Genomic DNA, 23,650 nt, shown 5'->3' on the forward strand with positions numbered 1-23,650 from the left:
ACCTGCCAACCCGGCATGGTTAAAACCCAAAACTTTCGGCATTATTACCGATCACTGTGCCCGCGACTCCCCACAAGGCTTTCCAACGATGCAATGTTCAAGGCTTGCCCAAGCCGATTTAAACACGATGATTGAAGGCGCCAGAGTCCTGGAGAAGGACAGCTACGGGCCCAAAGTCTACCTGCTGTCTGACGGAAATATCCTTAAACTGTTTCGTCGTAAACGCTTGTTTTCATCTGCACTGTTTCGTCCGTACTCCAAGCGTTTCATCGACAACGTGGCGCAATTGCAGCAGCGCGGCATCCCGACCTTGACTGTGCTGGCGTACTTCCAACTGGCCGCGCCCGGCATGACCGCCGTGCTGTATCGCCCGTTGCCGGGGGAAACACTGCGGCAGATTTCCAATAAAGAAGGTTTTGACTGGCAATCGAATCTCGATCCGCTGGTGGCACTGATCCGCCGCCTGCACGCTGCCGGCATTTACTTCCGCTCCCTGCACCTGGGCAATATCGTGGTGACGCCGGAGAATGAAATGGGGCTTATCGACGTGGCCGACATGCGCTTCTTGCGCGCCCCGCTGAACCCGGAACTCGCACGACGCAACTTGCAGCACTTCGCGCGCTATATTGCACGCGAGAAGCTGAACGATTGCTTTCCAATGCATGCACTGGAGCAAGCGCTGCTAGCGGCATGAGAACAGCCGCCGGGAGGTTTCACTGAAGTCTTTCCAGGCTTGCTCCGGCGCCAACGCCTGCGACTGAGCCTCGACCACCGCCGTGGCAGAGGCCGCGAATGCCCGCGCCATCAGGCCGGCCCAGGCCTCTGCATCTTCCGAAGGTGCATACCAGCCGGCATCCGCCACCTGCTCGCGGAACACCGCCAGCTCGCTGGTCAACACCGGCACGCCGGCCATCACAGCCTCTTGCAGGATCAACCCGAGGCCTTCCTGGGTGGAGGGAATAGCCACCCAGTCGAACGCACGGTAAAGCGTCGCCGCGTCAGGCAGATGTCCTGGCAGTGACACTTTGCCCTGCAAGGCAAGCTGCTCGATACGGGCTTCAAGGGCAGGCCGGGCCGGGCCCTCGCCGAGAATCACCAGGCGCGCGCCAGGCTGCTTGGCCGACACGTTGGCAAATGCCTCCAGCAAACAGCCAAAGCCTTTGCCATCCACCAGCCGGCCTACCGCACCCAATACCGGCGCGTCTTCCAACGGCAGGCCCAGGCGCGAACGCGCCTCTTCCCGCGAAAGCGCCGCAGCGCGGAAAGCAACCGGGTCAAAAGCACTGCGCAACACCGCCACCGGCCGCTGCAGATAGCGCTCAAGTGAGTCCGCCAGGGTTTGCGACACCGCCGCCAGCGTCAATTGCGTGGCCGGGAATTGCTCGAACAGTTGCTGGTCAGCCCGTCGCAGGCGCGTGGCGCCATGAAACACCACGACTGCACGCACCTGCGGCAGACGCTTGAGCACAGGCAATATCACCCGGGCCACGCCAATCCCATCCAGCAGCACCACCTCTACCCCGTCGGGCAGGGCCTTCTCAAAGCGCGCGCGCATCCAGGGCATCATGAGCTTCCATACATGCCGCCCCTTGAGCCGGGCGGAGGAAAGCTTCCACTCGCGGGCCGGTTCACCGCCGTCCGCACTGCCTTGAAGCAGCCAGGTGTCAATCGGTGCACGGCTGAGCGCGTGCGACAAAATCTGTTGATGAACCTTCTGCACTGAGGCAAATGCAGAGCCACCGGCCCACATGATGTTGAGGATACTCATCGAAAAAAAAGACCTTATGCGGCGTTGTGGTGGCTTGTTGCACTCAACTATTGATCAACCAACCGATACCGACACCCAGTATCAGCATGAGAGCCAGCTTGATCCGCTCTCGCCGCTTGCGCTTGGCCTTGGTCGAGCGCTCTCCCGCCGTTGCCACGTGCAAACCGAAACCGGTGTGCAGGACCGCATCGCCCTCGAGGGTAACCGCTGGCAGATTCAACTCTGCGTAACGCCTGGAAAGCCCTTTCTCGCCTTCGAACCCTGAAAAGGGTGCGCACAATTGGTACTCCTTGAGTCGCCGCAGGCCCGGGTTCAGCGAAAATCCTTGCCACTCGGGCTTATCCGACAGCAAGGGATAACACGGCACCCCGCCAATCACTTCGCGCGACCCCAGGTGGATATAGGGGCTGTGCACCTGCAAGTCGTAAACATAGTTGCGCAACCAGACTTGAAGAATGTCCGGGCGCTGCTCCAGTACTACCTTGGAATCCTCGACAAACCCGGGTCGATAAAACGCCCAATCATCCTCGCAATGGAATATATAGGGGGTCTTGACCGACGCGTAGGCCAGGTCGATGGATGCCAACTGCCCAAGCTTCGGGCGATTGATCAAGAAGGTGCAATGTCCGCGCCAATGCTCGGGAATCGCCTGGCGTACGGCTTCGTCACCGGAGTCTTCGGTGATGAAGACTTCGCGTATTGCCGCCGTATTGAACAGATCGAAGCTCTCGAGTGTGCGCCTCAACAAATCGAAGCGACCACAACTAGTCACTACAAGCGTTATGTCGCTTTGATCGGAGAATTGCATTCAAGCCTCGATAGTATCATATAGCCATCATTTGTGGCTATTTGGCCACTTTCAAACGCCCAGTGTCAGACGCAACCTCTCCAGCAAATTCAGCGGCGCACGTGGCCGCAGGGGTGGCTGGAGCGCTTCGACAATGCGCTGGCCGATCCGGGCGAAACTGAATTGACTGACGGCCAGGTCCTGCCCGTTGCGCGCAATGTCTGCCGCCAGCTGCGGGTCGGCCCGCAAGACGGCGAGTTTTTCCTGCAACTGCGGGATGTCCTTGTAGAACACCACATTGATCATGTCCTTGAAACCAAGCGCCTGGTTTTCCTCGGCGCCCTGATCAAATGCCAGCAGTACGCAACCGCAGGCCATGGCCTCGAAATTCTTGATCATGTACTCGCCCATGCCGACGTCGGCACTGACGAAAAAACGAATGCGGTTGAGGGTCGCGCAGTATTCCTCACCAGATTTGGTGCGCGTCACCACCAAAGGTTCAACCCGCGCCAGTTCATCCAGCAATGCCTTGCGGCCGGTGTAGGCCACACTGTTGGTACTGCCGACAAACGCCAGCTCGATGTCGCGTTCGCGCCCTTGCGCCTGCAACAGCGCCTGATCATAGCCCTTTGGCACGAACACGGCGTCAAAGCCCTCCGCACGCAGGCGCTCAGTGACCATATGCCCGGAACTGATCACCCGCGCCCACGGCAGGCGGCGGTAGTGGGCGCTGAACTTGCCGGTATATTTACAGGGAATGTAGTTCTGGTAGGCGTCGTGCTCAAGGATCACCAGGTTGGGGATCGTGCGGATAAACCCGGCCTGGCGGATTTCCTGCTTGAAGCGCAGGAAGAACACGATGCGATCGTAACGGGTCACATCGACTTCGCGGCGGAAATAACCACGCAGGTTGCGCTGCTCATCGCTGCTCAGCCAACGGATATCACACTCGCAGTGCTCGGCCACGCCCTCGTAAAGACGGTCGAGGATAGCGCGCTGCTCTTTCTGCACCAGAAACAAAACTTTCATGACTTTCCCTTTCACAAACGCCAGAACAACTCATGCCGTCGTACGGCCTTGCGGAAAAATTCGTTCTCACCATACGGCGACCGCGCACGGCCCGCCAACACACGTTGCAACCAGCGTCGCACCCGGCGCTTGAACGGCGGCGCGGGCTGCAGGTCATGCATCATGCCCAGTGCCATGGCCTTGTCGCGCTGCTGCACCAGCGACAGCGACAGGCTGCACGGCCACAACTGCAGCGCGTCATCGAACAGCGGCGGCAGCGCAATCCCGGCACCCGCGTCACCCATGGGCCAGCGGTCGTTGTCGTGCAGGTGATTGGCGTAGCCCAGCACGGTGGTCGGCTGCCACTCCAGGCCTTGCAGGGCCTCGAGCACCGCTTGCTGCGCGCAGATGTGATCCGGGTGCGGGTCGAGGACCGGGTGAGGCAGCACAATCACTTGCGGACGTGCGGTCAGCAGCAACTGGCGCAGATCAGCCAGCAAATTATTCCAGGTCGGCAAGCCGTCCTGATCCGCCGGCAGCGGGAACGCGTTGAACTGGCGAAACAGGCGGATATCTTCCAGCTCGGCCTCGCGCGAAGCGACAGGCTGATCGGGCGTGGCGCGCATCGCCTGCAATTGCAGGCAGAAATAGCCCAACTGCACGCAATGCGCCTCTGGCACACCGGCCCAACGCGGCACGGCGATGCTGTCCCAGGCGCGCAAACGCCCCTTGATCCGTGCAGCTTCAGCCGGGTCCAGGCCCATCTGCTGATAGTGCTCGGCTTCGATTTCACCCGCCGTGAGGGTCACGATCCATGGGTTCTCGGCCTGGCTGTACAGCCCGAAGGCGGCCAGCTCGGCATCGTCGGCATGCGGCGCGATGACCATCACGCGTTGCGCCGAGTAGTCCGGCGTAGCCCAGGCCCACAGGCGGGGCGCGCCCTGCAGCGTGCAAAAGCGCCCGCGCAGGCGCAGCTCACCGGCCATCAGGGCCGGGGCCAAACCACTCAGATTCAGATAACGCAGGCCATTCACACCGCGCTCGAAGGCTTGCCGGTCGACGCTGTCAGCGCCGTAAATCTCAATCGCCGGGTCGAGAAAACGCCCCAGCCAGCCGCTCTTGAGCTTGATGGCCAACACCAGCGTCGCATTGGCTTCCAGCGGCCCATCCACCCGCAGCCGGCCACCCTCGAAACTAACCCCGGCCACCGCGGCATCCGCCGAAAAACGGTACTGGTAATCTTCGTTGGGCGCATAGAACAAATGGTCGGCAAACCAGGCTTCATGAGCCGCCCAGGCCAGCACGCCCAGTACCAGCGGCAGCCACCAGGCGACGCCGACACCGATCGCCACCAGCAGCACCAGGCCGATCAGCACGCCGATGCGTTTGTTGCGCCGATGGCGCTTGAGCAATTGCTGTTTGCGGCTCATACGGTCAGCACCGGCACAGGGTTGCACCAACGGTCCTTGTATTCCCGGTCGGCCCGCCCGAACGAAAACCGCAGCGGCTTGCCGGCTTCACGGGCGTGCTCCCAGGCACTCTGGGTGTTGAGGAAACTGAGCACACTGCCCGGGCTGAAAGCGCGGGTTTGCGGATCGACACCACCGTTGACGTACTCCACGCTGATCCACTCGGGCGACTCGACCCGGTACACCAGCTGGACCGCAATCGGCGCGTCGTTGAGGAAAATCACCGAGCCGATCAGCCATTCACGCAGCAGCTCGATCACCTCGGCCATGCGCTCGGCACCCGTAGCGACAAAGCCCCAGCGCCGCAGAAACAAATCGCAGTAGATCACTGCCAGTTCCTGGCTGGAAAACTCGCTCACCGGCCGCACGACACCACCGGCCTCGTCCAGCAGGCGCAGCTCGCGGCGCTGGTTGTAGCGAAATTTCTTCGACAGTTCCTCGGGCGTGCGGGCCATGGCCAATTGCTCGGCCTGTGGCTTGAGCCCACTGAAGCGGCCTTCGTTCAGCGCCGACAGGTAGCGCGCGCGGTGGCGCAAGGGGGCCTGGGTGTCAGGCGCGGCAGGCAGGATCAGCTCGGCGTTGCCCAGGTCGAACAGGCCCTTTTTGCCGCGCTGCTTGAGCACGTCCTTGGACAAGGCCAGGTCGCGCCCCCAGGTGGCGATGCACGCCTGCAATTTGCCGCCCTGCTCCCAGGCCAAATAGCGCACCGGGATGTCAGCCAGGCCGGCCAGGCGTTCGATCACCTGCGGATGAGTGGCGACACTGCCGCCAAAACGCTGCCAGGCGTCGCTGTAGACGGGCGCGTCGACGACGGACCAGCCCCGCTCGCGCCAGCCTTGGAATCGATTGAGCATCAGGCCCCCGCGGTCAGTTCAATAACGTGCGGCAGTTGCCAGAAGGTAGCGCGTACCGCCTGATCCGAGAAACGCTCGCGCAGACGCTCCAGCATCATCTCGGCGCACTGCCGTTGCTGGTGTTGATCCATCGCCGCCAGGTGCCGCAGCCCCTGCGCGAGGTGTTCGGCATCGCCGAAGGGAAACAGGATCCCGACCCCCTCGACCACTTCCTTCGCCCCGCCACAGGCCGTGGCCAGCAACGGTACGCCGGCCGCCATGGCCTCCAGCAGTACCATCCCGAAGGGTTCATGATCGGAGCTCAGTGCAAACACATCGAATGCGCGGAAATACCGGCGCGCATCCGGCACTTGGCCGAGGAACAGCACCTTGTCGGCAATCCCCAGTTCCCGGGCGAGTTCCTTGAGGTCTTGCTCCAGGCGCCCGCTGCCGAGGATCGCCAGGCGGCTCTCGACGGGCAAGTGCGCCAGTGCCAGGGCAAAGCCCTTGAGCAGCGTGGCCTGGTCCTTGTCCGGGTGCAGGCGACCGACATTGCCGATCACCCATTCGTCCGGCGACAACCCCAGCGCATCACGGGCCTCATGCACCGGCACCTGAATAGCCTGCAAGGCGTCGACATCGATACGGTTGTACAAGGTCTGGATACGTGCGGCAGGCCAGGCTGGCAGGCAGCGGCGCATGTCGTCACGCACGGCATCGGACACCCCGAGCAGGCTCAGGCGCTTGCGGAAAAACCCGGCAAACAGCTTGCGGCTGCGACGCTGGTAGTCACCAAAGGCGTGATGCACGCCAATCACCGGCAGCCGCGTCGCCAGCAAGGCCACGTAGATCGGCTTGAAACGGTGGGCAATACAGAAACTGAAACTGCGCGAGGCGGCAATCTTGCGCAACTGCGCAATGGCCGCCAGCTTCAGGCCGCGCACGGCCTTGGAGCTGAACTCCATGAACAACACTTCATCGCTGGCACACCCGGCGGCCACCTCGGGGTCGGCGACCCCGGTGAGGAACACCGTGGTCACCTTATAGCCAGAGCCTGCGAACAGACTGGCGTACTGCCGGGCGCAGTCCAGGAACGGCCCGTCATAGCCGTGGCAGAACTGCAGGACGTGGCGTTCAGCCGAGCGCGTCATAAGGGTCCACGCCGTCTTTGACGACCAGGATGTCTTCCATGATCAGGTACTGCAGGTCCGAGCCGAAGAACATGTTCAACGCGTCGGTCGGCGAACAGATCATCGCTTCGCCACGACGGTTGAGCGAGGTGTTCAGCGATACGCCGTTACCGGTCAGTACTTCCAGCTCTTTCATCATGTCGTAGTAGCGCGGGTTGTACTCGCGCTTGAGCACCTGGGCACGGGAGGTGCCATCTTCATGGACCACTTCCGGCACGCGGGTCTTCCACTCTTCCGCCACTTCAAAGGTGAAGGTCATGAACGGCGCAGGGTGATCGACCTTGATCATCTGCGGAGCCACGGTGTCGAGCATCGACGGGCAGAAAGGCCTCCAGCGCTCGCGGAACTTGATCTGGTGGTTGATGCGGTCCGCCACGCCGGTGGCGCTTGGGCAGCCGATGATCGAACGACCACCGAGGGCACGCGGGCCGAACTCCATGCGGCCCTGGAACCAGGCCACCGGGTTGCCGTCGACCATGATCTTGGCGATGCGCTGCGGCATGTTCTCGATCTTGCGCCAGTTCGGCTTGCTCTCGTGCCTGGCGCACGCGGCGATCACGTCTTCGTTGCTGTAGGACGGGCCGAGGTAGACGTGCTCCATCTTCTCCACCGGTACGCCACGAGCATGGGACACGTAGGCCGCTGCACCGACGGCAGTGCCGGCATCGCCCGACGCCGGCTGCACGAACAGCTCCTTGACGTCGTCACGGGCAATGATCTTCTGGTTCAGCTTCACGTTCAGCGCACAGCCGCCGGCGAAGGCCAGCTTGCCGGTGTCTTTGAGGATGTCGCCCAGGTAGTGGTCGATCATCTGCAGGGCCAGCTTCTCGAACAGTGCCTGCATGCTGGCGGCGTAGTGGATGTACGGCTCGTCGGCGATGTCGCCTTCGCGCTTGGGACCCAGCCACTCGATCAGTTTCGGCGAGAAGTAGAAGCCCTTGCCCTTCTCTTTATAGCGGCGCAGGCCGATGACGTTGGCGTAGTCGGTGTTGATCACCAGCTCGCCGTTCTCGAAGGAGGCCAGGCGCGAGAAATCGTACTTGCTGGCGTCGCCATACGGCGCCATGCCCATGACCTTGAACTCGCCGTCGAGCATCTCGAAACCGAGGAACTCGGTGATCGCGCCGTACAGGCCGCCGAGGGAGTCCGGATCGTAGAATTCCTTGATCTTGTGGATCTTGCCGTTTTCGCCGTAGCCGAAGAAGGTGGTAGCGTACTCGCCCTTGCCGTCGATCCCGAGGATCGCGGTCTTCTCCTGGAAGCCCGAGCAGTGGTAGGCGCTGGAGGCGTGGGCCAGGTGGTGTTCAACCGGTTCGATCTTGATTTTCTTCGGATCGAAGCCCAGTTGCTCCAGGCACCAGACGATCTTGTTGCGATAACGCTTATAGCGACGGTTGCCCATCAGGATCGCGTCGAGCGCGCGATCCGGGGCATACCAGTAACGCTTGGCATAGTGCCAGCGCGCCTCGCCGAACAGGCTGATCGGGGCGAACGGGATCGCCACCACATCAACGTCGGAAGGCTTGATGCCGGCCTGTTCCAGGCAGAACTTCGCCGATTCGTAGGGCATGCGGTTCTTTGCATGTTTGTCGCGTACGAAGCGCTCTTCTTCGGCGGCCGCGATCAGCTTGCCGTCGATATACAAGGCTGCGGAAGGATCATGGCTAAGGGCGCCGGACAGGCCAAGAATCGTCAATGCCACAGGGGTCTAGCCTCTTTTAGTCTGCATGCAGGCGGGTTGCGCCTGAAAAAAGTGTGCTTCCCACCTGGGCAGGAAACAGCTAAAGGGCGGGATTATAGCTCAAAAGCAGTGGGAAGCTGTTAGCGGCGAGCGGCAAGAGGGACTAGCGGAAGATCTCGATGCTGCCGTCCTTGTTCTGGCGGTAGATCGTATAGGGCAGTACCAACGTGTCCAGTACGCCGGAGGCGGCGAATTCGATGGCGATGACCGGGAAGGCATTGCCGGCGGCGTCGGACACGCTTTGGTCCTTGAGGCTTTTTTCAGGCCTGGGCTCGCCATTGAGCGAACAAAACCCGTAGATCACCCCGCTGTAGATGCGCGGAACGTTCTCGCAGTGGCTGCGCGAATCCTTGAGGTTCTGGCTGGCCACGGCGTCCGGGCGGAACACGGTATTGATCGTTCCGCAACCGGCCAGCGCCAGCACCGCTGCCAGGCACACGACTATCGACGTACTCCTCACGTACAACTCCTTTTGACCCATCGGCCATTGTCATGGGCGGGGCTGACCACGCTAACATCGGGCCGTGTGTGAGCCCAGCGCCAACGCTCCGACGGGTTCCGTAGGCCGATTCCTAAATGAAATAAATCGCCCGAGTCACTAAACTCGCGCCCTTTTGCGCGTTTACACCCTAAGCGCCACGGATTCCGGCTGAACCATGACCCCGCTCACTCGCTTCACCCTGTTGCTGCCCGGCCTGCTCGCCCTGTGTGACACCGCCCGTGCAGACGACACCGCCCTGATCCTCGACCCCAGCGTCGTCACCGGCTCACGCAGCGCCAGCCCGACGTTCGACCTGCCGTACTCGGTGGACGGCATCAGCCGCGAGCAGATCAGCGACGGGCAATTGGGCATCAATGCCTCTGAAGCCCTGTCCCGCGTGCCTGGCCTGGTGGTGCAAAACCGCCAGAACTATGCGCAGGACCTGCAGATTTCTTCCCGCGGCTTCGGCGCGCGCTCGGCGTTCGGCGTGCGTGGCATCAAGCTGATTGCCGACGGCATTCCCGCCAGCACTCCGGACGGCCAGGGCCAGGCCGCAACCTTCAACCTCGACACCGCCGAACGCATCGAAGTGCTGCGCGGGCCTGCCGCCACGCTGTATGGCAGCAACGCCGGCGGCGTGATCCAGATGTTTTCCCGCGACGGTGAAGGCCCGCCGCGCATCGGCGCCGAAACCCTGGTGGGCAGCGACGGCCTGAACAAAAACCACCTGAGCGCCGAAGGCGCCGCCAATGGTGCGGGCTTCGTCCTCGACGCCTCGCGCATGGACACCAACGGCTATCGCGACCACAGCAGCGCGCGCCGCGACCAGACCTTCGCCAAACTCAATTTCCAGCCCGATGACGACAGCAAGCTGGCGCTGATCTACAGCAGCCTGGAGCAGAACGGGACACAGGACCCGCTGGGGCAGAAATGGCAGGCGTATAAGGCAGACCCTCGCTCCGTGGACCCCGCCGCGTTGCAGTACAACACGCGCAAAAGCATCGATCATCAGCAATTGGGGATGAATTACGAGCGCTACATCGGCGATGCGACGTTGCAGGTGAATGCGTATACGGGGCGCAGGAGTGTGATTCAGTATCTGTCGATCCCCAAAGGCACCCCGCCCAACGAACGCGGCGGCGGCGTGGTGCAATTCGACCGCAAGTTCTACGGCGGCAGCGTACGCTGGATGCAGCCCATCGACAGCGCGCCGGGTGAGCTGATGATCATCACCGGGCTGGACTTCGACCAGAGCGAAGACAGCCGCCACGGCTACCAGAACTACAGCGGCACCACCCTTGGCGTAAAGGGCCAGCTACGCCGCGATGAAATCGACACGGCGCGCAGCCTCGATCCCTACCTCCAGGCCAACTGGGCCCTCGACCGCTGGACCCTGCAAGCCGGCATCCGCCACAGCACCATGCAACTGGACGTCGACGATCAATTCCTGAGCAATGGCGACGCCAGCGGCAGCAAGACCTACCAGAAAAACACCCCGTCGATGAGCGTGATGTACGCGTTCACGCCCGAGTTGCACGGCTACGTCAGTGCAGGCAAAGGTTTCGAAACCCCTACCCAGGCAGAATTGGCCTACGCGCCAGGTAATGTCGAAGGCTTCAACTTCGGCCTGAAACCGTCCGAAAGTACCCAATATGAAGTGGGCCTGAAGGCCCAACTGAACGACACGCGGATCAACGCGGCTGTGTTCCAGATCACCACCGAGGACGAACTGGTCGTCGACCAGTCCCTGGGCGGGCGCACCAGCTACCAGAACGCCGGCCGCACACTGCGGCGCGGTTTCGAACTGGGCATCGAGAGCCAGTTGGCCGAACACTGGAGCACCAGCCTCGCCTACACCCGCCTGCAAGCCACCTATGACAGCGACTTCATCGGCGGCGGCAAGCCCGTCGACAAAGGCAACTACCTCCCCGGCGTGCCGCAAACCACCCTGTTCGCCGAACTGAACTGGAAGCCACGGGACTGGGTCAGCACCGCCATCGAAGGCATGTACCGCAGCAAGGTCTACGTCGAAGACACCAACCAGCAACACGTCGCACCCGGCTACAGCGTGTTCAACTGGCGCGCCCGTTTCGAGCAGAAAGTCGAGCACTGGACCTTCCACCAGACCCTGCGCCTGGATAACCTGCTCGACCGCCAGTACGTCGGCTCGGTGATCGTCGGCGACGGCAACGGCCGCTACTACGAAGCAGCGCCCGGACGCTCCTGGTATGCGGGAGCCGGCGCGCAATACCAGTTCTGATGCGTTTACCGAACTCAAGCAGCCTGCCGCTGCGCCAAAAGCGTTCGCACGCCTGTTTCAGCAAGCGATGCCCATGAAGCGCATCGCGTCACGTGTGGAAAACGGCACCTACAAACCCCGCATCATCCGGGTCAAGGCTGAATAACCCCGGCTAGTTGCGCTCCAGCACACGGCGACTGGCAAAGCTGAAGGTCAGCACCACAAAAATCAGCACGCCGGTCGCCACCTGCTGCCAGTAGAAATTCCAGCCGATCAGCAGCAGGCCGTTGGCGATCACGTTGATAAACAGCACCCCCAGCAAGGTGCCGGGAATATTCGCCCGGCCCTGTCGGCTCAACGTCGTGCCGATGAACACCGCGCCAATCGCATTGAGCAAAAACGCATTGCCGGACAGCGGCACGTAGGCGCTGACCGTCGAGCTGAGCAACACCCCCGCCACCCCGCAGGCCAACGCGGTGGCCAGCGCCACGACGGTCACGATGCGCCGCACCGACAACCCCGAGTAATACGCCAGCAGCGGCTGGGTGCCCTGGGCCAACAACTCACGGCCCAGGCGCCCGCGCGCAAGTGCCAGGCCGTAGAACAGTGCCAGCCCAAGGACGATCAGCAGCGGGATCAGGCCGGTCAGTTCGGGCTTCACGCCCTGGGCGATATAGATCGGCTGACCGCCGTCCGACAGCAACTGCTGGGCGCTGGTGCCAATAAACAACGTCCCCAGGGTCGCCAGGAAAGGGCTGATGCGCAGCCCGGCGATCAAGCCGGCATTGAACACCCCGACCAGCAACGCAGCGACCAGCGCCCCCGTGGCAGCTACCGCCCAGCCATGCCCACCATTGAGCAGCACGACGAAGCTGAAACTGGCGAAATCCAGCGCGGTGCTCACCGACAGGTCGATACCGCCGGCGGCCACGGCGTAAGTCATGCCGATGGCGACAATCGCCAGCAACACGAAGTTGTTCAGCAGCAGGCTGTGCAGGTTGCCGGCGCTCAGGAACCCTGGCGCCTGCACGGCGAACACCGCGACGATCAGCGCAAACACCAGCGGCAAGGTCAGCGGCAACAAGGCGCGCAGGTTCATGGGTGGACTCCTCGGTTCAAGGCGCTGGAGGCGGCGACCACCAGCAAGATCAACACGCCTTGCACACCATTGACCCAGAAGCTCGACACGTTGAGCAACTGGAAGCCATTGATCAGAAAACCGATCAACAGCGCAGCGAGCAAAGTGCCCGGGATACTCGCCACCAGTCGCCTGGAAAACACCACGCCAAGAAAAGCGATCGCCACCACCGACAGCAACATGTCGCCGGAACCGGTGGTACTGCCGCTGAAAAATGCCGCCGAACACAGCGCGGCCACGGCGGCGCACAGCCCCGACAGCAGGTAGCTCGAGAGCACGTAGGCCGGCACCCGGATCCCGGCTGCCTGCGCCGCCTGTGGGTATTCGCCGACCGCATGCAGGCGCAGCCCGTAGGCCGAATGCTGGATCAGCAAGGTCAGCACGCCCGCCGTCACCAGCAGCACCCACGCCAGTGCCGGCACCGCCAGCCAGGTGCCGCCGCTGAGCAGGTCGAGCAGCGGCGAGTCGGTAGAGACCACGGTGTTTTCCGTCAGCACCAGCTCCAACCCGGCCAGTACGTTCATGCTCGCCAGCGTCGCCAGCAACGGTGGCAAGCGCAGCAGCACCACCGCCAGGCCGTTCAGCACGCCGACCGTCAGGCCACAGCCCAGGGTCAGCAGCACGCTGAGCCAAAGCTCCAGGCCGGCATTGTTGAGCCGGCTGAACACCGCCGCGCACAGCCCGAGATTGGCCGCCAACGACAGGTCGAGTCCGCCGGCCACCACATTCGAGCCGCCGCCGATAATCACGCAGGTCAGCCCGAAGGCCAGCACGCCGAGGATCGCGGACTGGCTGAACACATTGGCTAGGTTACCCACCGACAGAAAATTCGGCGCGGCCACGGCAAACCCCAACAGGATCGCCAGGAACACCCCCACCGAACCCCGGCGCAGCACCAGCACCCACACGCGTTGCGAGAACCCAGGCGTCGCGACATCAAGCATGTTCGACCTCCCGCGCCGGCAGCGCTGCAGCGGGCACGACCCCCGTCGCACAGGCCAGCAACTGATCGCTGTCAGCCTCGCCGGCATGGAATTCACCGGCGATCTCGCCACGATGCAGTACCACAATTCGATCACTGATCCCGAGCAACTCCGGCAAGTCCGAAGACAGCACCAGCACCGCCGCGCCCGCTTCCACCAGGCGTCCGATCAAGCGATAGATCTCCACTTTGGCGCCCACATCCACACCCACGCAGGGCTCATCCAGCAGGTACACGGCCGAGCGCCGACTCAGCCATTTGCCCAACGCGACTTTTTGCTGGTTGCCGCCGCTCAGTTGACTGACCGCCGCGTGAGGGCCAGGCGCCTTGATCGCCAGTTCATCGATCAAGCGCACGCTCTCCGCGTGCTCCTGGCGCCGGCTCAACAGCCCCCAGCGACTGAACCTTCCCAGCCCCGCCAGCGTGAGGTTTTCCAGCACCGACAGCAGCGGCGAAATGCCCTGGCTCCGCCGCTCTTCCGGCACCAGGGCGATGCCCGCGGCAATCGCCTGGCCCGGCGAGCGCAGGCGCAACAGGCGCCCGTCCAGGTGCACGCTGCCGCTGTCGGCGCGCTCCACGCCGAACAAGGTCTTGAACAACTCTTTGGCACCTGAGCCGACCAGCCCGGTCAGGCCGAGGATTTCTCCGCGGCGCACCTGCAGGTCAATCTGCCGATAACGCCGCGCCAGGCTCAGCCCGCGCACCTGCAACAACGGCGGGCCCAATTCGACCTTGGCCTTGGGGTACATCTCCTGCACCTCGCGGTTGACCATCAGCCGCGCAATCTCGGCGCTGGAGGTGTGTCGTGGCTGCACCACCGCCACGTCGCGGCCATTGCGCAACACGGTGACCTCATCGCACAGGCTGTCGATTTCCTGCAGGTAATGGGAGATGTACAGAATCGACAAACCCTGGTCACGCAGACGCTTGACGATGCGCAGCAACTGGTCGACTTCACGCTTGACCAACGCCACGCTGGGCTCGTCGAATACGAGGATTTTCGGCTGGCGGATCAACGCCCGGGTAATTTGCAGCACTTGGCGCTCGGCGCTGTTCAGCTCGCCGACCAAGGCGCCGACCGGCAGTTGCAGATCAAAATATTCGGCCAGCAAGCGCTCGGCTTCACGCTGCTGTCGGCGCCGATCCACGAACGGCCCGCGGCACAATTCATGGCCGAAAAACAGCGCCTCGCCGACAGTGAAACTCGCCGGCAGCAGGCGCTCCTGATGGATGAACTGCACGCCCAGCGCATCCACCTGGCGCGGCGACAAGGAGGCATAGGATTGGCCGTCGATACTGATCTGTCCCGCATCAGCCTTGTGAAGGCCGGCAAGGATCTTGATCAAGGTCGACTTGCCCGCGCCGTTCTCGCCCACCAGCCCGTGAATGCTGCCACGCTCGACCTTCAGGCTCGCATCCTCCAGCGCCTGGGTGGCACCGAAGCGTTTGCGCAAGTGCTGCAGGTGCAATGCCGCCATCAGTCACCCCGCAACTGCTGGACCTGCGCCAGGTTGGCGGCGGTGGTCAGCAGCGTGGGCACATGGGTTTCCTTGGGCAGGTCACGTTGGCCGGCCAGGTAACGCGCCACGTTCTGCACGGCGGTCTTGCCGATCAGCGCCGGCTGCTGCGCCACCACCGCGCCCACCGGCGAGTTCGCCTGGCCGAGTAGCGCCAGCACTTCGGGGGTGCCGTCGACGCCGTAGGTCTTGATCTCGGTGCGCTTGGCATCGATCAATGCCTTGCTCGCGCCCAGTTGCGGGATGTCCCACGCCGACCAGATCGCCGAGACGCTGCCCGCCGGGTATTTGTTGAGCAGTGCCGACACTTGGGAATAGGCGTCCTGCACGGTATTGGGGATCACATCGCGCAGTTCCGGCTGGATGATCTCCAGCTGTGGGTAATCCTTGAGCGCCAGCTTCAACTGGTCATAACGGATCGCGCACACGGGCACGCCGTAGAAACCATTGAACACCAGGATCTTGCCCTTGCCGCCAGCGTCCTTGATCAACTGATCGGCCAGCGCCTTGCCGGTGGCGACGTTGTCCGAGGTGGTGTTGTTGAGGCTGTATTGCGAGGGCGCATCGATGGTGAACAGCGGGATGCCGGCCTTGCTGATGCGCTTGAGCCAGGGGTCGATCACGCTGAGGGTACCGAGGGTCTGGATCACCGCATCCGGCTTCTGGGTGACCACGGTCTGCAGCTGGGTCACCAGGTTTTTGTCGTTACGCCCGGCATCCAGGGTGATCGGTGTACCGCCCAGGCGCTTGATCTCATCGACCTGCGCCTGGAACGCCTTGATATCGAAATAGTGACTGGTACCGGTCATGCTCACCGCAATGCGCTTGCCGGCCAGGGACGGCACGGCATCATCACCTTCTGCAGCATGGGCCACGCCACTCAGCAGCAGGACGGCGCCAAGGCAGATCAAACGGGAAAGCGAGGAAAGGCTGGAAGGCATACAGGGCTCCGCTGCAAACGGTGAAAGGGTTCACCAGGTGCTATTGCAGAGCCCGTGCCAGGGTTTTTAATGAGTTAAATCAGCAAGATAAAAACCCAAAGCGAAAGCGTGATGTCGTTCTTGAACACAACTGCCCAATCGCTGTTGCCCACGCAACACCTGTCACTGGGTGTTCGCACCCCAGCTTGCGCATTTCGACTAAAGCGCCTGCGTTGACACCCTGGAATCGCAGGCATAGAACCTGGCGCGAAGGGACTGGGGGTCCCGGTCGGCGCTCTAGCCTCGGTGAGTTTCATCGGGGCTTTACGCTTTCTGGAATGCGGAATTGCCTGAAACGAATTTTATCTGCCCCCCCATGCGAATGTGGGAGCGGGCTTGCCCGCGAAGGCGACCTGACAGTCGACCAGGATGTTGGATCAGACTGAGTACCTATCCCGTTCTGCGGCAACGGCGGCTACGGGTGCCGCTCTTGCAGCGGGTCACTTTCGAAAAGCGCGAAAGCAACCAAAGCGCTCTTGCCCCAACACTCGGCACCTCGCTCAGGCGAGGTGTGCCCGTCATCCGACATGGATTTGGCGGGCCACCATCGCCGGCAAGCCGGCGCCTACAGTTTGGGCAGTCGCTGATCGATCAGTTGGTACAACGCGCTGCTCTGCGGCCAGTTGCGCATGAACCGCGCGCGGTCCCTGGAATACGCCGGGGTGAAGCTCGCGATTGAGCTGTGTTGGCACATGGCGTCGAGGTCGATCAGCGACCAGCGGTCCTTGTCCCAGAACAGGTTATGGCCCTTGAAGTCACCATGGCTGATGCGTTCGCGGATCAGCTCGGCGAACAGTTGATCCAGCGCCTGCAGTTCGTTTTCCGGCGCCTCGCCGTTTTCAACGTACGGCGCGAAGCGCTCGATGATGTCCGGACCCGGCAGGTATTCGGTGACCAGGTACGCGCGGCTGCGCAGCCAGAGAAAACGCTTTTCCAGCACGGCCAGCGGCTTGGGCGTGGCGATGCCGAGGAAGGCCAGGCGGTTGCCTTCGCGCCAGGAATGCCAGGCGCGACTGGGGCGCCAGAAGCGCTTGAGCCAGTGGGCGAAACCCTTGATGTTGTAGCGCTTGATCACCAGCGGCCGACCGGCCACCTCGACCTTGGCCACGCTGGCGGCCCCGCCGGTCTTGTACAGGTGGCCCTGGTCGAGCAATGCATCCGCCTGCTCCAGCACCGAGAGCATCGCCGGCTCTTCCTCGCGACGAATCGCGCGCAAGGCAAAGGCCCCTCGCACCACGCTGAACAGCGTGCATTCGCGGCCGACCTTGTGCAGAAAGTCTTTCAGGCGCCAGGCACTGACCTTGCGCACCTGTTTCTCCAAGGCTTCCAGCGGCAGGGCGTGCTCGCTGTTGCCCAGCAGGTAGTACACCAGCAGCTCTTCGGTAAACGGCTCGAGATTTTTTGGCAACTGGGCGAAAAACACCCCGAGGTTTTCCAGCACACGGTTACGTGACAGCGGCTTACCGGCTTCTTCGACGCGAATCCCGGCGCCATCGATCAGGTACAGCTTGCCGTCCTGGCGCAGCAGGTTGTCCAGGTGCAGGTCTTCCTGCCACAGCCCCTTGGCGTGCATCTGCGCGACCGCACCCAGCGCCTCGGCCAGCACCGCTGTCTGCTCGTCGGCCAACGGCGGCAGGCCTTCGACGGCGTGCCAGGCATCAGCCAGGCTCTCGGCGCCCTCGATAAATTCGAACAGCAGCCAACCGCCCTCGCCTTCCTGCAAGCCATCGGCGAGCAGCAACGGGGTGGTCAGGCCTTGCTCGGCGAGCAGCCGCACGCCGCGCAGCTCACGCTGAAAATGCCGCGCCGCCTTGCTGCCCACCAACAACTTGGCCAGCACCGGACGCCCGCGCCACACCGCCGCGCCCACGTAGCGCTCGCCCGGCAACACCCGCAACAGGCTCAGCAGTTGCAACTGGCCGGGGCCGGCGGCATCGGCGAGATCCAGAGTGAGGGGCAGGCTCGGTGTGCGGCCGGCGTTTTTCAGCTCGGACAGACGCATCAGCGGTTCTCCTTGTGGCTACGCCGTTTCGTCAGGCGCTGCAGCCAGGTGCCGACCAATGCACTATCCTCAGGCTGATCGAGGTAGGCCGCCAGCAACTGGCGCACCTGCGCATCCGACCATTGCGGCGCACGGCGCAACAACGGCTCCAGGTCCTTGACCCGGTCACGCCAGCCGAACAGCAGCGGGCGGGTCTTCTCCAGGTCGATCAACTGCGCGGCGTAACCGTCACCGGTGGCCTGCAGGAAAATATGCTTGGGGTAGAAACAGCCATGCACCTGGCCAACGCTGTGCAGCCGGCGCGCCAACAGGCCGCAGGCCAACAGGATCGCGTGATGCTGGGCGTCGCTCAGGTGCGCCCACTGCTCCAGCAGCGAGTCCAGGTCATTCCAGCCGTCCAGGGCGCGGGTCAGCAGCATCGCGCGGTGTTCGCCGGCGACCTTGCGCTCGCCATAGAATGCCGCCTGCAACGCCGGGATACCGAGCTTGCGGTAGCGGCTGATATTGCGAAATTCGCGCGAGAAACTGGGCTCGCCCAACGGCCGGTGCAAGCTGCGCGTGAGGTAGTTGCTCTGGCGCTTGAGGTAATAGCCGTGGCCGTCCAGCTCCAGGCGAAACACACTGCTCCAGCCGCCACGGCTGGTGTTCGGCTCGTCCACCGCGTCCAGTTGCTTGGCCCACAGCGCGTCGAATGTCGCGAGGCCGTGGCGCTCCAACAGGGCGCGGTCTTCGGCCGCCAGGAAATCACTCATTCGCGTCCCTCGAAAAACTTCACCACGTGGCGAATACGCTGTTTGTCCGATGCACTCAGGTGCCGGCGCTGACGGTACTGCATGTAGAAACGCAGGCGCTGGGTGGCTGACAGGTGATACTTGGCCACCTTGTCCAGGCACGCCAGGTCCTTGGTGATGCGGTACTTGAGCCAGAAGCCGCGCCAGAAATCGCCGTTGGGGCAGTCGATCAGGTACAGGGTCGACTGGTCGTCGATCAGCAGGTTGCGCCACTTCAAATCGTTATGGGTAAACCGATGGTCGTGCATGGTTCGCGTGTATTCGGCGAGCTGGCGGCTGACCGCGTCGACCCATTTGGGGTCGCGCAGTCGCGCATCGTTACGCTCGGCCAGCACCGAGAGGTCTTCGGTCCTCGGCAATTCGCGGGTGATCATCGCCCCACGGTCGTAGGCCAGGCCCTTGCGCGCCAGGCCCCAGGCGACCACGTCGGCGGTGGGGATACCCCACTTGGCGAAGCGCTTGAGGTTCTGCCATTCGGACTTCACGCGCGGCTTGCCCAGGTAGCGCCGCAAACCCTTGCCGGCGCCGGTGTAGCGCTTGACGTAGTAATTGACCCCGCCGCGCTCCACGCGGATCACTTCCGACAAGGGATCGCGGGTCAGGCGTTCGCCTTGCAGGGCGAAAACCGCGTCGAGGCTTCCAAAATCATCCGCCAGGTGGGCGTAGGCAGGTTCCAGGTTCCAACCCGCCATCAGATCGCATCCCCATAACGTTGCTTGCGCGCGTACAGCTTGTCGGCCTTGCGCTGCATCAGGCTCAACGATGCCGATTGCTCCGCCAGGATCTGGCGCAGCGGCTGGCGGAAGTAGCCCTTGAGGAAGCGCAGTTTGTCGCGGCGGGTCAGACCGATGTCCAGCGCCGAGTAGTACAGCGCGGACAAGTCCTTGTCGCGCCAGCGCAGCGGCAGATGGGCACGCAACTGGGCACGGTGCAGGTCGATCACCGAGAGCTTGATGTTGTTCGCGTCGATGGGCCTGGAAGTGTCCAGCAAGAAGTGGCAGAGGTAGCAGTCACGGTGATTGACGCCACCACGGTGCATGTCGCCCACCATGCGTGCCAGTTCGTGTGTGAGCGCATGGCGCAGCGCGGGTGCAGGTGGTTCGGCGACCCAGTTGATGCTGAGGTCTTCGAGGCTGAGGGTCGGCGCCAGTTCTTCGGTGATGATGAACGAGTGCTGGTCCGCCGGGTTGCTGCCCTTTTCACCGAAGGCCACGCCGGTCATGGTCGGCACGCCGAGTTCCTGCAAGCGATGAATCGCCGCCCACTCAAGGCCGGCGCCGAGCACCGGCAGCTTGGCGGTGATCAGGTTCTTGAAGATTTCACCCCAGCCGATACCCCGATGGATTTTGACGAAATACGGACGGCCCTCCACCTCTGTGCGCAAGGTGCGACGTGCCGCCAGTTCACGGAATACCTGGCCTTGCAGTTGCTCGACTTCGGCGAAGGCATCGCGCCCGGCCCATAAAGTCTTGAACGGTTCGGCAAGAATCAACTTCATCGTTTTGGCTCCGCCAGAATCACATCCGCAGCGTGCTGCGGCATGCTGTAGAGGTCGGCCGTCTCGGCGAAGGCCAACCCATTGCGGCCCCAGGCCGCGCGCTGTGCAGTGTCGGTGAGCATGCGAGCCAGGTACTGGTTGAGCTGGCTCTGTTCGAACGGCTCATCCAGCACCAGGCCACTGTCGGCTTCGGCGATGTAGTGGGCGTAACCACACACGGCCGAGACCAGCACCGGCAACCCGGCCACCAGGGCTTCGAGCAATACGGTGCCGGTGTTTTCGTTGTACGCCGGGTGGATCAACACATCGGCGCCCAGCAGGAAACGCGGGATATCACTGCGGCCCTTGAGGAACTGCACATTGTCGCCCAGGCCCAGGGTCGCGCTTTGCAGCTGGAATACCTTGGGGTCGTCCTGGCCGATTACAAACAGGCGCGTGCGTTTTTTCAGTTCCGTCGGCAGCGCGGCCACGGCTTTCAAGCTGCGGTCGACGCCTTTGGTCTTGAAGCCGGAGCCGATTTGCACCAGCAGCAAATCGTCGTCGGCCAGGTTGAATTCCTGGCGGAAACCCTGGCGAATCTCGGCCGCATTCGGCGGCGCGCGACGGTCCTGGGCAATGCCTGGCGGCAGCAGGTGGAAGCGTTGCAGCGGCGTGTCGTAATGCTTGATGAACAACGGCTGCTGCACTTCGGAGATCATCAGGATCTCGGTCTTGGCATCCTTGGCGAACACCGCGCGCTCGTACTCGGCAAAGTGGCGATAGCGACCAAAATTGCGGTACAGCGAATGGCGCAGGTTTTGCGCCTTGTCTTCGAAGCAGCCATCGGCGGCGTAGTACACGTCCAGGCCAGGCATCTTGTTGAATCCGATCAGGCGGTCGACCGGGCGCTTGGCCAGGTCCTCGGCCATCCAGGCGCTGAGTTTTTCGTTGCGCCGATGGTTGAAGAACGCCTTGACCGGCGCCACCAGCACTTCGAAGCCCGGCGGGATGTCACCTTCCCAGATCAGCGTGTAGACACGAATCTGATGGCCGCGCTGCTGGCACTCCAGGGCAATGCGCATGAAGTCACGCTGCAGGCCGCCGAAGGGGAAGTATTTGTACAGAACAAAAGCCAGTTGCATCAGTGCAGTTCCTCAGCCAGTAACAACGTGCTCAGCCGGCTCGCCACACGCTCAGGGTTCAGGCGCGTGAAGCACAGGGGCGACTCACGCTTGATGTCGAACCGACGCAGGTCATCCGCCGTCGGTTGATAGGTACAGTTCTTTTGCAGGCACGGCGCGCATGACCAATCGCTGGCCAGGTGAATCTGGCCCTTGCCGTAGGCGCCGGTCAGGCCGGGGTTGGTCGGGCCGAACAGGGAAATGGTCGGCACATCCAGCGCCGCCGCCAGGTGGCCCAGGCCGGTGTCCACTGCCACACAGGCGCGGGCACCGGCCAATACGCGGGCGACACCGGCGAGGTTCAACTTGGGCAGGACTTCGGCATTCGGCAGGCCCTGGGCCAGGCGCTCGGCCCGGGCCTTTTCGACCGGGTTGCCCCACGGCAGTTTCACGTCCACCCCCAGGCGGCCCATGCGTTCGGCCAGCTCGCGCCAGTAGGCTTCGGGCCAGTGCTTGGTGTCCCAGGTGGTGCCGTGCAGCAGCAGCACGAAGGGCTTTTTCGGCGGCAAGCCGAGCAACTTGTCGACGCTCAGGCCATAGTCGCCCAGGCCTTTGGGCAAGTCATAACCGAGGGCCACGGCAAACAGCTGGCGCAAACGCTCCACCGCATGCTGCCCACGGGCCACGGCCAGGCGGCGCGAATAGAAGCGCGCGGCGATTGGCTCACGGGCCGACTGCTGGTCAAAACCCGCCACCGGGGCCCGCACGTAACGGGTCAACCAGGCACTTTTGAGCAGACCCTGGGCATCGATTACCAGGTCATATTTGGTCGACTGAATGCGCTGCTTGAAGCGTCGCCACTCGCCACTCTTGAAGGTCTGCCAGAGGTTCTTGCGCCAGCGGCGGATCGCCACCGGGATCACCTTGTCCACCGCCGGGTGCCAGGTGGGGATTTCGGCAAAGCCTTCTTCCACCACCCAGTCGAATTGAATGCCCGGGATCGCCCGCGCGGCGTCGGTAAGTGCCGGCAACGCGTGGATCACGTCGCCCAGGGATGAGGTCTTGATTACCAGTACGCGCAAACTATCGGACCTCGACCGCAGAGCCCTGCAACCGCTGCAAGGCTTCGTTCACCGGCTGCGGCAGCAATTGGCGCATGCAGTTGTAATGGCCGAAACGGCAGGTGCGATCAAAACAGGGGCTGCAATCGAGTCCCAGGCGCACCACTTCGACCTGGTCGGCCAACGGCGGAGTGAAGCCCGGCGAGGTGGAGCCGTAGACCGCCACCAGCGGGCGGTTCAGCGCAGCCGCCACGTGCATCAGGCCGGAGTCGTTGGACACCACCGAGTCGGCGCAGGACAGCAAGTCGATGGCCTCGGCCAGTGACGTATCGCCACTGAGGTTCACGGCTTCTTCGCGCAGGCCGGGAATCAGGCGCTGGCGAATGTCCTCGCCGACCGGGTGGTCCTTTTTCGATCCAAACAGCCACACCTGCCAACCTTCGCGGATCTTGGTCTCGGCGACTTTGGCGTAATGCTCCGACGGCCAGCGCTTGGACTCGCCAAACTCGGCACCCGGGCACAGCGCCAGCACCGGGCGATCGAGTTGCAGGCCGAACTTGGCCAGCGCTGCATCGCGGGTGACTGGGTCGATCTGCAAACTCGGGCGCGGATACGGCGTCGGCAATTCGGCGCCGGGGGCATAGGCCAACGCCATGAAACGCTCGATCATCAGCGGGTAGCGCGCCTTGTCGAGCTTGCGCACGTCATTGAGCAGGCCGTAGCGAAACTCGCCACGCCAGCCGGTGCGCTTGGGGATACCGGCGAAAAACGGCACCAGCGCCGACTTCATCGAGTTGGGTAGCAGGATCGCCTGGTCGTACTGGCCGGCCAGGGATTTGCCGATACGCCGGCGGGTCGCCAGTTCCAGGGCACCGTGGCCGAGCGGAAAGCTCAAGGCCTTGCGCACTTCGGGCATGCGCTCGAGGATCGGCCGGCTCCACTCAGGGGCAAGCACGTCGATCTGGCAGTCCGGATAGCGCTGGCGCAGGCACTGGAACAGTGTCTGTGCCATCACCATGTCACCGACCCAACTGGGCCCAACGATCAGAATATTCATGTAGTTTC

Annotated in this window: 22 protein-coding genes; 3 read left to right on the plus strand and 19 right to left on the minus strand. The window is 63.0% G+C overall.

Going from position 1 to position 23,650, the window contains the following annotated elements:
- Nucleotides 1–127: 127 nt before the first annotated feature.
- Nucleotides 128–694 (plus strand): toluene tolerance protein, encoded by a 567-nt coding sequence (locus C9990_RS28915; protein WP_177343918.1) that lies wholly within the window; start codon nt 128–130, stop codon nt 692–694.
- Here the strand turns inward: C9990_RS28915 and C9990_RS28920 are convergent.
- The 8 genes from C9990_RS28920 to C9990_RS28955 form a co-directional block, all read right to left on the minus strand.
- Entirely contained in the window at nt 683–1,768 is a 1,086-nt protein-coding gene (locus C9990_RS28920) for a glycosyltransferase (protein WP_106805337.1), read from the minus strand. The two genes, C9990_RS28915 and C9990_RS28920, sit on opposite strands and share 12 nt — an antisense overlap.
- A 43-nt stretch (nt 1,769–1,811) precedes the next feature.
- The gene (locus tag C9990_RS28925; RefSeq protein WP_106805338.1) at nt 1,812–2,576 is read right to left on the minus strand and encodes a glycosyltransferase family 2 protein; all 765 of its coding nucleotides are present in this window, start codon (nt 2,574–2,576) and stop codon (nt 1,812–1,814) included.
- Nucleotides 2,577–2,627: 51 nt separating this feature from the next.
- Nucleotides 2,628–3,584 carry a glycosyltransferase gene (locus C9990_RS28930; RefSeq protein WP_106805339.1) on the minus strand — a complete coding sequence of 319 codons (957 nt, stop codon included), beginning with the start codon at nt 3,582–3,584 and terminating at the stop codon, nt 2,628–2,630.
- An 11-nt stretch (nt 3,585–3,595) separates the two neighbouring features.
- Nucleotides 3,596–4,993: a PIG-L deacetylase family protein gene (locus C9990_RS28935; protein WP_106805340.1), complete on the minus strand. Its 1,398-nt coding sequence runs from the start codon at nt 4,991–4,993 to the stop codon at nt 3,596–3,598.
- Complete coding sequence (locus C9990_RS28940) at nt 4,990–5,886, minus strand: antimicrobial resistance protein Mig-14 (RefSeq protein WP_106805341.1); 897 nt, start codon at nt 5,884–5,886, stop codon at nt 4,990–4,992. Before C9990_RS28940 ends, C9990_RS28935 begins: the two co-directional genes overlap by 4 nt.
- Nucleotides 5,886–7,016: a glycosyltransferase gene (locus C9990_RS28945; protein ID WP_106805342.1), complete on the minus strand. Its 1,131-nt coding sequence runs from the start codon at nt 7,014–7,016 to the stop codon at nt 5,886–5,888. Before C9990_RS28945 ends, C9990_RS28940 begins: the two co-directional genes overlap by 1 nt.
- Nucleotides 7,000–8,757, minus strand: coding sequence for a carbamoyltransferase (locus tag C9990_RS28950; RefSeq protein WP_065900046.1), 1,758 nt, complete (start codon nt 8,755–8,757; stop codon nt 7,000–7,002). Before C9990_RS28950 ends, C9990_RS28945 begins: the two co-directional genes overlap by 17 nt.
- Before the next feature lie 142 nt (nt 8,758–8,899).
- Entirely contained in the window at nt 8,900–9,277 is a 378-nt protein-coding gene (locus tag C9990_RS28955; RefSeq protein WP_106805343.1) for a YceK/YidQ family lipoprotein, read from the minus strand.
- Between the two features lie 175 nt (nt 9,278–9,452).
- Here C9990_RS28955 and C9990_RS28960 point away from each other — a divergent pair, with 175 nt between their 5' ends.
- Entirely contained in the window at nt 9,453–11,537 is a 2,085-nt protein-coding gene (locus tag C9990_RS28960) for a TonB-dependent receptor (protein WP_106805344.1), read from the plus strand.
- Nucleotides 11,506–11,682, plus strand: coding sequence for a hypothetical protein (locus C9990_RS32380; RefSeq protein ID WP_157955105.1), 177 nt, complete (start codon nt 11,506–11,508; stop codon nt 11,680–11,682). The genes C9990_RS28960 and C9990_RS32380 overlap by 32 nt, the downstream gene beginning before the upstream one ends.
- A 6-nt stretch (nt 11,683–11,688) precedes the next feature.
- Here C9990_RS32380 and C9990_RS28965 read toward each other — a convergent pair whose 3' ends face one another.
- The 11 genes from C9990_RS28965 to waaF all read right to left on the minus strand — a co-directional run bounded on the left by C9990_RS28965 (nt 11,689) and on the right by waaF (nt 23,642).
- Complete coding sequence (locus C9990_RS28965; protein ID WP_106805345.1) at nt 11,689–12,615, minus strand: ABC transporter permease; 927 nt, start codon at nt 12,613–12,615, stop codon at nt 11,689–11,691.
- Nucleotides 12,612–13,598: an ABC transporter permease gene (locus C9990_RS28970; RefSeq protein ID WP_106805346.1), complete on the minus strand. Its 987-nt coding sequence runs from the start codon at nt 13,596–13,598 to the stop codon at nt 12,612–12,614. Before C9990_RS28970 ends, C9990_RS28965 begins: the two co-directional genes overlap by 4 nt.
- Entirely contained in the window at nt 13,591–15,114 is a 1,524-nt protein-coding gene (locus C9990_RS28975; protein ID WP_106805347.1) for a sugar ABC transporter ATP-binding protein, read from the minus strand. Before C9990_RS28975 ends, C9990_RS28970 begins: the two co-directional genes overlap by 8 nt.
- Entirely contained in the window at nt 15,114–16,094 is a 981-nt protein-coding gene (locus C9990_RS28980; RefSeq protein ID WP_106805348.1) for a sugar ABC transporter substrate-binding protein, read from the minus strand. The genes C9990_RS28975 and C9990_RS28980 overlap by 1 nt, the downstream gene beginning before the upstream one ends.
- A 604-nt stretch (nt 16,095–16,698) precedes the next feature.
- Nucleotides 16,699–18,135 carry a lipopolysaccharide kinase InaA family protein gene (locus C9990_RS28985; protein ID WP_065900032.1) on the minus strand — a complete coding sequence of 479 codons (1,437 nt, stop codon included), beginning with the start codon at nt 18,133–18,135 and terminating at the stop codon, nt 16,699–16,701.
- Complete coding sequence (locus tag C9990_RS28990) at nt 18,135–18,887, minus strand: lipopolysaccharide kinase InaA family protein (RefSeq protein ID WP_106805349.1); 753 nt, start codon at nt 18,885–18,887, stop codon at nt 18,135–18,137. The genes C9990_RS28985 and C9990_RS28990 overlap by 1 nt, the downstream gene beginning before the upstream one ends.
- Nucleotides 18,884–19,618: a lipopolysaccharide kinase InaA family protein gene (locus C9990_RS28995; protein WP_065900030.1), complete on the minus strand. Its 735-nt coding sequence runs from the start codon at nt 19,616–19,618 to the stop codon at nt 18,884–18,886. The genes C9990_RS28990 and C9990_RS28995 overlap by 4 nt, the downstream gene beginning before the upstream one ends.
- Complete coding sequence (gene rfaP / locus C9990_RS29000) at nt 19,618–20,424, minus strand: lipopolysaccharide core heptose(I) kinase RfaP (protein WP_065900029.1); 807 nt, start codon at nt 20,422–20,424, stop codon at nt 19,618–19,620. Before rfaP ends, C9990_RS28995 begins: the two co-directional genes overlap by 1 nt.
- Entirely contained in the window at nt 20,421–21,545 is a 1,125-nt protein-coding gene (locus C9990_RS29005; RefSeq protein ID WP_065900028.1) for a glycosyltransferase family 4 protein, read from the minus strand. Before C9990_RS29005 ends, rfaP begins: the two co-directional genes overlap by 4 nt.
- A complete protein-coding gene (gene waaC, locus C9990_RS29010; RefSeq protein ID WP_065900026.1) occupies nt 21,545–22,606 on the minus strand; it encodes a lipopolysaccharide heptosyltransferase I in 1,062 nt (353 codons plus the stop codon). The genes C9990_RS29005 and waaC overlap by 1 nt, the downstream gene beginning before the upstream one ends.
- 1 nt (nt 22,607) lies before the next feature.
- Complete coding sequence (gene waaF, locus C9990_RS29015) at nt 22,608–23,642, minus strand: lipopolysaccharide heptosyltransferase II (protein WP_065900023.1); 1,035 nt, start codon at nt 23,640–23,642, stop codon at nt 22,608–22,610.
- Nucleotides 23,643–23,650: the final 8 nt, after the last annotated feature.

It is taken from the genome of Pseudomonas sp. S5D5 (assembly GCF_003013355.1).
Lineage (GTDB): Bacteria > Pseudomonadota > Gammaproteobacteria > Pseudomonadales > Pseudomonadaceae > Aquipseudomonas > Aquipseudomonas aylmerensis.